11 protein-coding genes and 1 tRNA gene are annotated in these 13,054 nt (G+C 56.5%); 7 read left to right on the top strand and 5 right to left on the bottom strand.

The genetic code is table 11. The features are described 5' to 3' along the window. The 3 genes from WBC85_RS01705 to WBC85_RS01695 form a co-directional block, all read left to right on the top strand. On the top strand, positions 1–380 hold a 380-nt coding region (locus WBC85_RS01705), incomplete at its 5' end, for a hypothetical protein (protein WP_424432952.1). After that, entirely contained in the window at positions 380–1,606 is a 1,227-nt protein-coding gene (locus WBC85_RS01700; RefSeq protein ID WP_424432954.1) for an MFS transporter, read from the top strand. The genes WBC85_RS01705 and WBC85_RS01700, both read left to right, overlap by 1 nt. Then, positions 1,603–2,148 carry a DUF3833 domain-containing protein gene (locus tag WBC85_RS01695; RefSeq protein WP_424432951.1) on the top strand — a complete coding sequence of 182 codons (546 nt, stop codon included), beginning with the start codon at positions 1,603–1,605 and terminating at the stop codon, positions 2,146–2,148. Before WBC85_RS01700 ends, WBC85_RS01695 begins: the two co-directional genes overlap by 4 nt. A 350-nt stretch (positions 2,149–2,498) precedes the next feature. Here the strand turns inward: WBC85_RS01695 and WBC85_RS01690 are convergent, their stop codons facing one another. The 4 genes from WBC85_RS01690 to WBC85_RS01675 all read right to left on the bottom strand — a co-directional run bounded on the left by WBC85_RS01690 (position 2,499) and on the right by WBC85_RS01675 (position 7,570). Next, complete coding sequence (locus WBC85_RS01690) at positions 2,499–2,927, bottom strand: universal stress protein (protein WP_424432950.1); 429 nt, start codon at positions 2,925–2,927, stop codon at positions 2,499–2,501. After that, complete coding sequence (locus WBC85_RS01685; RefSeq protein WP_424432949.1) at positions 2,924–5,524, bottom strand: TRAP transporter permease; 2,601 nt, start codon at positions 5,522–5,524, stop codon at positions 2,924–2,926. The genes WBC85_RS01690 and WBC85_RS01685 overlap by 4 nt, the downstream gene beginning before the upstream one ends. 94 nt (positions 5,525–5,618) lie before the next feature. Next, positions 5,619–6,590 (bottom strand): TAXI family TRAP transporter solute-binding subunit, encoded by a 972-nt coding sequence (locus WBC85_RS01680; protein ID WP_424432948.1) that lies wholly within the window; start codon positions 6,588–6,590, stop codon positions 5,619–5,621. 92 nt (positions 6,591–6,682) lie between these two features. Beyond that, positions 6,683–7,570, bottom strand: coding sequence for a MurR/RpiR family transcriptional regulator (locus tag WBC85_RS01675; protein ID WP_424432947.1), 888 nt, complete (start codon positions 7,568–7,570; stop codon positions 6,683–6,685). A gap of 149 nt (positions 7,571–7,719) precedes the next feature. Between WBC85_RS01675 and WBC85_RS01670 the strand changes: the two genes are divergently transcribed. From WBC85_RS01670 to WBC85_RS01655, 4 genes are read left to right on the top strand one after another with little or no spacing between them, the layout of a single operon-like run. Next, entirely contained in the window at positions 7,720–10,107 is a 2,388-nt protein-coding gene (locus WBC85_RS01670; RefSeq protein WP_424432946.1) for a GcvT family protein, read from the top strand. A gap of 3 nt (positions 10,108–10,110) precedes the next feature. Further along, positions 10,111–10,869 carry a 3-keto-5-aminohexanoate cleavage protein gene (locus tag WBC85_RS01665; protein ID WP_424432945.1) on the top strand — a complete coding sequence of 253 codons (759 nt, stop codon included), beginning with the start codon at positions 10,111–10,113 and terminating at the stop codon, positions 10,867–10,869. Beyond that, complete coding sequence (locus tag WBC85_RS01660; protein ID WP_424432944.1) at positions 10,866–11,288, top strand: GNAT family N-acetyltransferase; 423 nt, start codon at positions 10,866–10,868, stop codon at positions 11,286–11,288. Before WBC85_RS01665 ends, WBC85_RS01660 begins: the two co-directional genes overlap by 4 nt. A gap of 4 nt (positions 11,289–11,292) precedes the next feature. Then, positions 11,293–12,621, top strand: a complete 1,329-nt coding sequence (locus tag WBC85_RS01655; protein ID WP_424432943.1) for an aspartate aminotransferase family protein — start codon at positions 11,293–11,295, stop codon at positions 12,619–12,621. A 350-nt stretch (positions 12,622–12,971) separates the two neighbouring features. Here WBC85_RS01655 and WBC85_RS01650 read toward each other — a convergent pair. Next, a tRNA-Arg gene (locus WBC85_RS01650) sits at positions 12,972–13,048 on the bottom strand. Positions 13,049–13,054: the final 6 nt, after the last annotated feature.

Here is a 13,054-nt window from a genome sequence, read left to right as displayed (position 1 = left end):
ATCTTGGTGTACAGCTTTATGATGCACGCCTGTTCACCAAAGGCGGGGCGGCATTAAACTGGTCGCAGGACTTCGCCCTGGAACTGACCTACAAGCGCAAGTTAAGTCAGAACGATCTGGTCGAAGGCACCCTGCGCGAGATGAAACGCTTGGGCAAACCCTTGCCCGCGCGCGCGCAATTGCAAGCCTGTTATCAAGGCGTCAATCCCGGCGATCGCTACCTTGCAGTAAGCCGTGGAGCGGACCAATTGGACTTTTGGCGCAGCGGGCGCAAAAGCTGCACGCTTCGCCAAAGTGACATCAAAACAGGGTTCATGACCATTTTCCTGAGCGAAAAAAGCAGATCACCGCGATTCACGCGCGCGCTTTTGGGACAATGATGCTGTATCCTCGGGTTAGCCTCTATGCCTTGATGCTCGCGTCGGCAGGTATCCCGCTTTACATACATCTGCCGCAATTTGCATCAACGACCCTTGGCATTGGGCTAGGCACATTGGGCGGCGTTTTACTTGTGATCCGCTTGTTCGATCTGATTCAGGACCCGTTGATCGGTTGGGCCGTCGACAGATGGCCACAAGCGCAGGTTTGGTTCGCACTTTTGGCGGCAACAGGATTGGCTATCGGCTTCCCGCTTTTGTTCGGATTGCAAGCGGGTCCTTTGGTTCTGCCCAAACTGATCCTGATATTGATGCTGTTATTCTCGGCCTACAGCTTGGGCATGATCCTGCTCTATGGTCGCAGCTCAACCCTCGCCAAAAGCACCGAACCGCGTGCGCTCATGACGCTCGCTGCATTTCGCGAAAGCGGTATGTTGGCGGGCGTCATCATTGCGGCGCTCGCCCCGAGCGTGTTGATAAGCATGGGCGCTACCGGCCAGGGATACGGTGCATTCGGCCTGTTTCTAGGCGCGCTTGCCCTTGCAGTGGCACTATTGACCCGCCCGATCTGGCTACGCCGCGCATTGAAGGGCAGACCATTAAGCTACGCAGGTCTGGCACAGGCGGGGGCAATCAAGCTTTTGATACTGGCCGTTCTCAATAGCTTGCCTGTAGCGCTTACCTCGACACTGTTTTTGTTTTTTGTGCAGGACTATCTTGCACTGCCCAAACTGGCGGGCCCGTTATTGGTGTTGTTCTTCTTGTCAGCGGGCCTGAGCGTTCCCATCTGGGCCCTCATCAGCCACAAGATTGGCGCGAAGCGCACGCTGTTGATTGCCATGCCCTTGGCCATTGCCAGCTTTATCGGCGCAGCGTTTCTTGGTGCAGGTGATGCGATGGGTTTTGCGGCGATCTGCATTGCGTCCGGTGCGGCGCTTGGGGCTGACATGGTGCTTTTGCCTGCCTTGTTCAGCATCGCCCTGACCAAAGCGGGGCTTAATGCCTCAACCGCCTTCGGGATCTGGTCCTTCGCTGGTAAATTGGCCCTAGCCCTTGCCGCGGCCATCGCATTGCCCCTGCTCCAAGCGCGCGGGTTTACCCCTGCCGGCGATAATTCACCCGACGCTTTGGGCACCCTGCTCATCGCCTATGCCATTCTTCCCTGCATCCTCAAAACTGCGGCTTTTGCCTATGCGCTCAGGTTGCCTTCAGAAAGATCTTCGTCATGAAAATACTCACAGTCTGTCTTTTGATCCTCATCGTAGCAATGATCGCCAAGACCTACATTTTCAGCTTCCGCTCGCAGGCGGCGAACGACTATGCGGGCACTGGTCCACAATTTGACCTCAAAACACATCTTTCTGGCGAAATCCTGTCTGAAGGGCTGATATTTGGGCCAAACGGGAAAATGACCAACAGCTTCGTTGCCAAGATGATCGGTGAATGGGACGGCGACACTGGCACGCTTAGCGAAGAATTCACCTATTCCAACGGTCGAACACAAAGCAGAAAATGGTTCCTGACATTGGGGCCCGACAACACATTCACGGCCACCGCCGATGACCTTGTCGGCGAGGCACAGGGCGTTATTTCAGGCGCGACTGTCCAGTTGAAGTACGAAATCATCCTGCCCCAGGATGCAGGTGGACACACTTTGCAAGCAACGGATTGGATGTATCTGACGTCAAACGGAACAATTATGAACAAATCCGAAATGCGTAAATTCGGTCTTAAAGTTGCCGAACTTGTTGCAACAATGCGTAGGAATTGACAAACGCGTCCCAAACTCGATGTCAGGCGATATCGCGATCGACCCTCAAGGCGGCATCGGTCTTGCACAAAGCGCGCCCAAGATGACATGTGCTCAAACGGCGAAGTGACGTCTCGCGTCAAAGGGTGAGGCAAAAAGAGCTGACTGTTACCCGACATTCGAAACACATCGCCAAATTGGTGGCTTTGGGCGCGGACCTGCTAACTGCTGCGTTAAGCTTAAATATCTGCATTGGATTGGCAAACGGCAGTGGCCGCCTGCCAACGTCATTCAGATATCCATACGCCCAGCAATAGAAAGTCGCCGAAGCAAGCGGTTTGTGCGCCGCCGGGCTTCGATGCTCTCTGGCCTTAGTCGCGCACGATAAGGACAGAGCACGGCGCGTAACGCGCAACGCGCGCAGAGTTCGGGCCTTGCAAACGGTCCAACAGATCAGGTTTGTGAGCCCCCATAACCACAAGATCCGCTTTGGCGACTTTCACCGCCTCAAGGATCTGCTCATAGGGCGTGCCAACTTCGACGATATGCTGCACTTTGCCGAAATCTTTAAGGTTCTCGGAAACAAAATCGTGCAGCATCTCGTTGGCCAACTCCACGGCTGACTTCATCGTGCCTTCTTTGAAGTAGGAGCCCACAATCGTCATCCCGTAATCAGGAACAACCGTCACCACACTTAACGATGCCTTGTAAAACTTGGCCAGATCGGCGGCTTTTTGGAGAAGGCCCACTTCCGTTTCGAGATGCGACAGGTCGACGGCGCAAAGAACATGTTTAGTCATGATGTGACCCCTCCGGGTTGTTTACGTTTACGGCGCATCTGAAGCAGAAATACACCGCCCAGAAGCAGGAAGGCCGGTATGTAGAACAGCTCCTTAGGCAGACGGTCGGCTGCGACATCAAGCTCAATCAGCTCCCAGTCAAAGTCGATGCCGAGCTGTTCGGCAGGGCCGCCGAAGTTGAGGTTGTCGACATAGAGTTTGCCGTCTTCCTCGCGGAACTCAAGCCCTGCGCCTGCGTTGAGACGCGCAGCTCCGTCGCCGCCAACGGCACCCAGTGGCAAGAGATAGCGCGCGTCTATCGCGTCACCATTCAGGTTCTCGCCCGCCAGCCGCACCCGCAAAGAGGCATTCTCTGGCGCAGCTTCGGCAAGGGTGAACAGCTCGCTTGACGCGCGGGTTTCAAACTCGGGTTGCAGCTGGTTGAGGAAGTATCCAGGCTGGAACAGCGTGAACGCGACGAGCAGAAGCGCAGCACTTTCCCAGAGCTTCGAGCGCACCATAAAGTAGTTCATCGTACCTGCTGCAAACAGCAGCATGGCAATTGTCGCGATGACAAAGACGAAGACAGCTTGGTATGGCCCCACGTCGATCAACAACAGGTCTGTGTTGAAGATGAATAGGAACGGCAAAAGCGCAGTGCGGATCGAATAGAAGAAGGCCTGGAAGCCGGTTTTCAACGGATCGCCTTTCGAGATTGCAGCGGCCGCGAAACTGGCGAGGCCGACCGGCGGCGTCACATCCGCCATGATCCCGAAGTAGAAGACGAACATGTGCACGGCAACCAGCGGCACGATAAGGCCGTTCTGCGCGCCCAGCTCGACAACGACACCCGCCATGAGCGAGCTGACGACGATATAGTTGGCCGTTGTCGGCAGGCCCATCCCGAGGATGATCGAGATCAGCGCGACGAAGAACAGCATGGCCAGAAGGTTGCCGCCGGAGAGGAACTCGACAAACTCGGCCATGACCTGACCAATGCCTGTGAGCGTTACCGCACCAACGATGATACCGGCTACGCCCATGGCCGCGGCGAGGCCGATCATGTTGCGCGCGCCGATAATCAAACCTTCGGCGATATCGGCAAAACCCTGACGCAACTGCGCACCAATGTCGGACTGGCCGCGGAAGTAGGCCTTGAGCGGGTTCTGCGTGGCAAGGATCACCAGCATGGCGATTGTAGACCAAAACGCCGAAAGCCCCGGAGACTTGCGCTCGATCATCAACAGATACATCAGCAAGAGGATCGGCATCAGGTAGTGGATACCAGTTTTGAAAATCTCACGGGTTGGCGGCAGGTGCTGCATGCTATCAAGGCTCATCTCGAGGTCAGGGCCTTTGGCGGCAAAGCGCACCGCAAAGATATAGGCAACGGCCATCGCGAGAACGATTGTCCAAGTCGCGGCACCACCGAGGAACGACTGCGCGCCATCGACGATCACACCGCAGAGGAACAAAGTGCCGCCCGCTATCACAATCGAGATCGCGATAATGAAGATCGCGCCAAGCATGAACTTCACCGGGTGCATGCGGCTGGTGCCGGGCATGTTCATCTTGAGGGCTTCGAGGTGCACAATATAGACCAGCGCGATGTAAGAAATCGCTGCGGGAACGATGGCTGTCTTGACGACTTCGACATAAGAAATGCCGACATATTCTGTCATCAGGAACGCGACCGCGCCCATGACGGGCGGTGTAAGCACCCCGTTAATGGAGGAAGAAACCTCGATTGCACCAGCCTTTGAGGAAGGGAAACCGACTTTCTTCATCAGCGGAATAGTAAAGGTGCCGGTGGTCACCACATTGGCAATCGACGATCCTGAAATCAAACCAGTCGCAGCACTCGCGATAACTGCTGCTTTGGCAGGGCCGCCGCGCAGATGCCCCAACGCGGCAAAAGCGAGCTTGAGGAAGTAGTTTCCGGCACCCGCCTGATTGAGCAATGCGCCGAACAGCACGAAGAGAAAGACAAAGCCGGACGACACGCCAAGTGCGACGCCAAAGACGCCTTCTGTTGTCAGCCACATATGGCTCATGGCTTTGTTGAGCGACGCGCCCTTCCATTGGACCACATCGGGCAAGCCAGACCACGACCCGAAGAACACGTAAGCGAGGAAGAACAGCGCAACCCCCATGAGCGGGAAGCCCAGCGAGCGGCGCGCAGCTTCCATCAGAAGCACGATGCCGACGGCGGCGACAGCCACATCAAGACTGTTCGGTGCCCCAGAACGCGCGGCGACGCCGGCATAGGCGTAGAACAGATAAGACGAAGCCAGCGCGCCGATAATCGCAATCAACCAAGTGGCAAATGGGATGCGGTGGCGCGGGCTGTTTTTAAGCCCCGGAAACGCGATGAAAGCCAAGAGCACGGCAAAGCCGAGGTGGATCGCGCGGGTTTGCGTGTCGTTCCAGACACCAATCCGCAGCAAAAACGGCAGCGGCGAAGCAATCCAAAGCTGATAGAGCGACCAGACCAGCGGGATATACCAAAGCGCAGCCCGTCCGAAAGCGTCTTTCGGGAGCCGCCCGCCAGTGTCGCTGTCGGCGACAAAATCTTCAAGATTGTTGGCCTCAGGTTCGGTGTTCTCAGTGTGTGTCATGACGTCCCCGGCTGGATTTTATGGTGTTTTTTTGCACAAAAGCCCCCGCCGGTCCTAAGACCGCCGGAGGCTATGATTTCAGACTTAGCTAGGGTTACTTCCAGCCGCGCTCTGCGTAGTATTTCGCTGCACCTGGGTGAAGATCAGCTGTCAGACCGTCTTTGATCATTTCGCTTTCTTTGAGGCGTGCAAACGCAGGGTGCAGCTTTTTGAAGTCTTCAAAGTTTTCGAAAACCGCTGACACAACTGCGTAGACAACTTCGTCTGGTGTGTTGGCCGAGGTTACGAAAGTTGCCTTCGGGCCCCATGACGGGATGTCGTCGGGGTTACCAGGGTACATGCCGCCCGGGATGGTTGCTGCTGCATAGGCAGAGTTTTCGGCCAGAAGCTTTTCGATGCCTTCGCCTGTGAGCGGAAGGATTTTCACGTCACATGATGACGTGGCTTCCTGGCTCGAGCCGTTTGGAAGGCCCGCCGCCCAGATTGTCGCGTCGATCTTGCCGTCGCAAAGCGCGGCTGACTGCTCAGATGACTTAAGCTCGGCTGCCAACGAGAAGTCGGCGGCTGACATACCACTGTACTTCAGCAGCGTTTCGGCCAGAACGCGTGTGCCTGATCCAGGGTTGGCGATGTTCACTTTTTTGCCGGCCATGCTGGCAACATCTGTGATGCCGCTGTCGGCGCGGGCCATCACGTGCATCGGCTCTGGGTGAACAGAGAACAGCGCGCGCAACTCGGGATATGCGCCGTCGTCTGCAAAGGCACCTGTGCCGGCAAGGCCAGCCGCCTGAACGTCAGATTGGACAACGCCGAAGTCGAGCTCGCCCGCGCGGATCGTGCGTGTGTTGTAAACCGAACCACCGGTTGACTCGACCGAGCAGCGGATACCGTGTTCTTTGCGGCCCTTGTTGACCAAACGGCAGATCGCGCCGCCCGTAGGGTAATAAACCCCTGTCACACCGCCGGTGCCGATGGTGATGAACTGTTGGTCAGCGGCTGAGGCGGCTCCGCCCATGCTGATGCCCGCCAAGGCGATCGCGGCAAAGAAATTGTGTTTAAGTGTCATATTGTTGGTTTCCCTATCAGTTAGCTTCACGCTTGTGACGCGCATTGCGTGAGCAAGAGCATGATGGAGTTTTTCGCCAAGTCACGTGAAAACTAATGTTTTTTTTCGGCGATCCAGTAGGCGTTGTTATCTTTGCGCAAATCTTCATAGGATTTGATTCTCTTGGTTGCGTCGTCCCCCCCCAAATGCACGAGCAACGCGAGAAGGTTCTCAAGGATCGCAACAACACCCGTATAGCAGCCAAAATGATGGGTGCTTATCACCGAGGCTATCAAGGTTTCTTCCGGTGTAAACTCTGATGAAATGACATCGCTGTCAGAAATAAGGATGAGCTTGACCCCGCGCGCCCGCGCAAATTTGCAGGCCTCGATTGTCTCGCGGGAATAGGGTGAAAAGGTCAGCGCAATCATCACGTCCCCCTCACCGGCATAGTTCAGTTCATCAATCGCGCTGTTCATATGTCGCGGGATTAGTTGCAATGATGGCAAGGCCATACGTCCTACATAGTGGAAGTAATAGGCCACTGCATAGCTTGCCCTCACTGCTGTGAGGTAAACGTTTGGAGCCGCCAGCAGCGTCTTGGCGACACGCTCCATTTGCTCTGGCGTCTGACGCTCGAGCGAGCGCTGTACCAGTGCCATGGTGTTGACGGCTGCATTGGCCTGGACTTCCCCAAGTTCGCCCGCCGTGCGCAGCCTGTCGACCCACTCGGGGTTCTCTTCAAAAGCTGTCAACGAAACAAGCGCCTTACGGAAGGGCGCACGCAGATCTTCATAGCCTTCAAAGCCAAGGGTTTTGGCCATGCGCACAAGTGTATATGTGCTGACGCTGCACTTGCGAGCGGTTTCGCGGATCGGGTCCAGTCCGAAATCGGACGGGTTGTCGACGATATACTTCGCCACCGCTTTGAGCCTAGGGGGAAGAGTGGCGACTGACTGCTTGAGCTTTAAAATTGTTTTATTTTTCAGTGTTGGATCCAAGTCGATTCGCTCCCGGGGATTTTGTTCTAAAATATAACATACGTTATTTTATGTGCGTATTGACTAATTTTGTAATTGTGGAAACTTCAAGTTTGAAAACAACCTCCACATAGGCGCTTCATTGCGCGAGACATTTTAGGAAAACCAGAATGGCCAATCTTCCAGCGCACGCTTCCGTCGTGGTTATCGGTGGAGGTATCATGGGGTGCTCGACGCTCTATCACCTCGCGAAAATGGGCGTCACGGATGCGATCCTGATCGAGCGCAACAAGCTCACCTCGGGTACAACGTGGCACTCGGCGGCGCAGGTACGCGCCCTGCGCCACTCGCACAATCTGACACGGATGATCCAGTATTCTGTAGATCTCTACAGCCAACTTGAACAAGAAACCGGCCAGAATGTTGGATGGATCCAGAAAGGCTCACTGTCGATTGCCACCAACGCTGACCGAATGACCCACATCAAACGCCAAGAGGCGCTGGCGCATGCTTACGGCATTGATGCCAGATCAATAAGTGCAGGCGAAGCCAAAGAGCGCTGGCCGCTGATGAACGCCGACGACGTGCTCGGCGCTGTCTGGTCACCCGAAGATGGCCGCGTGTCACCGTCGGATGTTTGTGCTGCGCTGATTAAGGCCGCTAAAGGGCTTGGAGCCAAACTTTTTGAGAACACAGGCGTCACCGGTATACTCACGAAAGACGGACGCATTACCGGGGTCGAAACCACCCAAGGCACCGTCATGTGCGACGCAATCGCGCTATGCACCGGCCTGTGGTCACGTGAAGTAGGCGCAATGGCGGGGGCCGAAGTGCCTGCGCTGGCGTGTGAGCACTTCTACCTGCTGACCAAGCCGATTGACGGCATCGTCGGCAACACGCCAACGCTCAGCGACCACGACAACCACCTTTACATTCGTGATGACAGCGGCGGGCTTCTTGTTGGATGCTTTGAGCCCATGGGCAAACCAATTGCGCCCGGCATCCTTGATGAAAGCTTCGAGTTCGGCCTTTTGGGCGAAGATTGGGACCACTTCGAACCGATGATGGAGCTTGCGCTTCACCGCTTGCCAGCGCTTGAGACTGCCGAAGTCAAAATGCTGCTCAACGGGCCAGAAAGCTTCACGCCTGACGGCACGTTCATGCTGGGTGAAACCGCTGAAACCAAAGGGCTGTTCCTTGGCTGCGGGATGAACTCTGTCGGTATGGCTTCGGGCGGCGGCGCGGGGATGAACCTTGCGCATTGCATTGTGCATGGTCACCCAGCTTATGACCTTTCGGAAGCCGACGCCAAACGCTTTGCACCTGTGTTCAACTCACTAGATCACTTGATGGCGCGCGCGCCTGAAATTCTCGGAACGCATTACGACATTGCCTATCCTGGCAAGCAACTCGCCACCGCCCGCAACCTACGCGCTTTGCCGCTGGACGCCGAATATCGCAAGGCTGGCGCGCATATGGGGCAGGTGTATGGCTGGGAGCGCCCCTTGTATTTTGGCAAGACAAGCGAGCCCACGTTGAAGTTCGCCCGCCCCGACTGGTTTGAAAACGTCGCTGCGGAAGTGAAAGCCGCGCATGAGGACGCCGCGATCTTCGATGCCTCACCTTTTGGCAAGATTGACGTGAAAGGTCCCGACGCAGAAGCCTTCATGCTCAAGACTTGCGCGGGCTACATGGGCCGCGCTGCCGGTTCGGTGATCTATAGCGCCGTGCTCAACCACCGTGGCACTTTTGAAAGCGACATCACTGTTCAACGCATCGCCGACGATCACTATCGCCTGTCTGTCGGCACCAACGCGATCAAGCGTGATCTGACGTGGTTCACCCGCGCTAGCGAAGGCTTTGACGTGGTGTTGAAGGACGTCACAGAAGACTGGGCAGTGCTTGGCCTCATGGGCCCAAAGGCTGCCGGGATCGCCCGCGCGCTTGGCGGCAACCTCGACGATATCGCCTACTTCAAACACGCTGAAAGCACGCTCGCAGGCATTCCCGTGCGCGCGGCGCGGCTGTCTTATGTCGGTGAAGCTGGCTGGGAGATCAGCTGCAAATCAAGCGATGCCCCAACACTCTATGCAGCGATGACCAAACTCGGTGCTCGCCCGGCGGGCCTTTTTGCCCAGACATCGATGCGCGTCGAAAAAGGCTTCTGCGCGATGGGCCACGAGCTTGACAGCGACATCAACCCGCTCGAGTGCGGCCTTGATTTTGCACTGCGCAAAAAAGGGGGCTTCACCGGTGCCGAGGCGCTTGAGAAAAGCCGTGCTGCGGGGGCTGTGAACAAGATCATCTCCCTCACGCTAGACGATGACCAAGCTAACCCGATTGGCCACGAGCCGATCTATCTTGATGGCAAGATCATCGGCCAGACCAGAACCTGCGCGTTTGGCTACCGTGTCGGCAAGCCGATCGCTCTTGGGCATGTTTCAACACCTGTCGCGGATGGCGCGACAGTGCAGGTTGATATCGCGCGCGAAATGTTCACCGCGACAGTCACCCTTGGGCCGTTGTTTGATGCTGACGGATCACGGATGAAAGCCTGAGCCATGCCCAAGCCGTTCCTCATGGTTGCCCCCAACGGCGCGCACAAAACCAAGGCCGATCATGCGGCCTTGCCGGTAACGTTGGCAGAAACTGTTGCAACTGCGGCGGCTTGCCATAGGGCCGGGGCCGACGGGTTACACCTGCACATCCGCGACGCGGCGGGACAACATTCGCTTGACCCCGGCCGCTATCGTGAGGCTCTCGCCGAGCTGGCGCGGATTGTGCCAACAATGCGGGTTCAGATCACCACCGAATCCGCAGGTATCTACAGCCCTGAAGAGCAACTCAAATGCCTGCAAGAGCTTCGCCCAAAATGGGCCTCTGTCTCAATTCGCGAAATCGCGAAAATGCCAGAGCTTGCAGACCGCATTTATGGAAGCTGCGTCGGGAACGGCACTGAAGTGCAGCACATCCTGTATGACCAAGGCGACGTTGCCTTGCTGCAAGACTGGCAGGCAAAAGGCATCATCCGCCCCGCGCAATCGAGCGTTATCTACGTTCTCGGACGCTACACCGATAGGCAATCCTGCGACCCTGAGGCAATACAGGCCTTCCTTACAACACACAAAACCCGCAAAGACTGGATGCTCTGCGCCTTCGGGCCGCAGGAGCACACTTGTCTGCTCAAGGCGGCCAAGCTTGGCGGTAACATCCGCGTCGGGTTTGAGAACAGCCTGGTTGATGCCACGGGCGCGACCTATCGCGACAATGCGGCTTCTGTCTCAGGTTTGGAAAGCCAGCTGCTGGAGGTCATAACATGATCCGAACTGAAACACTCACGGACCCGGCACCAGCCTTGCCCGTACTGCGAGAGCTACGCGACAGCCTTGATGACGCGGCATTCAACACCCGACTTAAAGCCGCGATTGATGCCGGATATCAACTTATCGCCGCTTTTGACGGCGACGCGGTTGTCGGCGCTTTAGGCTACAGGCTTGTGCATGATATCTGCTGGGGTCAAACGCTCTATGTCGACGATCTGGTAATCACTGAATCCCGTCGTGGCTCTGGCATTGGTGGGGCATTGATGGACGCCGTACTTAAAGCCGCCCAGGACCTTGGTTGCGATCATCTACGCCTTTGCAGCGGGCTTGCGCGCGCTGATGCCCACCGTTTTTATGAAGCGCACGGTATGGCTGCTTTTAGCAAACAATTCGTTCTCGCACTCAACGGAGATTGACAGCATGTCACATGTATTCCCCCGCCATTGCCACGCCAACCTGCCCACCGCCGTTGAAGGCGACGGCTGCTACCTGATCGACAGCGATGGTAAACGCTATTTTGACGGCTCAGGCGGCGCGGCGGTGTCTTGCCTTGGACACTCAAACCAGCGCGTGCGAGATGCCATCAAAGCACAGGTCGACAAGCTAGCATTTGCACATACCGGCTTTCTCACTTCAGCCCCTGCTGAAGAACTGGCCGACCTTCTCATTGCCCATGCGCCCGGAGACCTGGATCGCGTTTACTTTGTCTCAGGCGGTTCAGAGGCCGTTGAAAGCGCGATCAAACTCGCGCGCCAGTTTCACCTTGAAAACGGCGAGCCTGAACGCCGCCACCTGATCGCGCGGCGTCAAAGCTATCACGGCAACACGCTGGGGGCCTTGTCGGCGGGCGGCAACGCTTGGCGGCGTCAGCAATTTGCTCCGCTGCTCGTCGAGATGAGCCATATCGCACCTTGCTATGAATATGCCGAGCGCGCAGAGGGCGAGAGCTTGGAAGACTACGGCCAGCGCACCGCTCAAGAGCTTGAAGATGAAATCCTGCGACTTGGGCCACAGACCGTAATGGCGTTCATCGCCGAACCGGTTGTCGGCGCAACGCTGGGCGCGGTGACTGCGACCCCCGGCTACTACGCGCGCATCCGCGAAATTTGCGACAAATACGGCGTGCTGTTGATCCTTGATGAGGTCATGTGTGGCATGGGCCGCACCGGGCATCTGTTTGCCTGTGACGCCGACGGAATTGCGCCCGATATCCTGTGTATCGCCAAAGGCCTTGGTGCGGGCTACCAGCCGATTGGCGCAATGCTTTGCAGTAAACAAATCTATGACACAATCGCAGCTGGCACAGGCTTTTTCCAACATGGCCACACCTACCTTGGTCACCCTGTCGCTGCAGCTGCGGCCTTGGCAGTCGTCAAAGAAATGCTCGAAAAAGACCTGATCGCCCAGGTTAACGAGCGCGGCAGCTACCTTGAAGCACAGCTGCGCCGCCGTTTCGCGCAAAACCCCCATGTTGGCGACATTCGCGGGCGCGGGTTGTTTTGGGGTATCGAGCTGGTGTCAGACAGGCAAAGCAAAGCCCCGTTTGATCCGAAACTTGGGCTGGCTGGAAAGCTCAAGAAAGCCGCCTTTGCCGAAGGGCTTATCTGCTATCCAATGCCTGGCACACGGGATGGGCAGCTGGGCGACCATGTGCTTCTGGCACCACCATTTATCGCGAGCGAGGAAGAGTTAGATAGCGCTTTGAATATGCTGCAAACCGCCCTTGAGAAAACATTGCCGAAAACTTGAGAGCAAGGTCAATGCATCGAGGGCTCTAAATAGACAAAACAACTGCTTCGAAACGCAGCGACCACTTTTCGCCAAATGCTGGCGCAGCTTTAACGTCACTGACGTTGGCCATTACGGCTGGGCCAAGCACATCCGATCCACACAGAAGGAGGGTTGGGGCGCGACCCCGCCCTCGATCTGAGATCGGGAGCAGGTTTCAAAGGCGTGCGCCCCAAGGACTCGCTCTTTAGCTGGTTGAGAGGAAAGACATGCAGAAATGAGAGAACGTTGCCCGAAGGCAAAGCTATCTGACAATAAGGGAAACCCTATCGCAAACAGCGCGCCTAGTTATCGTCAAACTTTGGGGTAAATGGCGGACCGAGGAGGATTCGAACCCCCGACCCCTTGATTCGTAGTCAAGTACTCTATCCAGCTGAGCTATCGGTCCGTGAGG

It is taken from the genome of Planktotalea sp., from assembly GCF_049680325.1.
Classification (GTDB): domain Bacteria; phylum Pseudomonadota; class Alphaproteobacteria; order Rhodobacterales; family Rhodobacteraceae; genus Planktotalea.
This window is presented reverse-complemented; position numbering and strand designations above follow the sequence as displayed.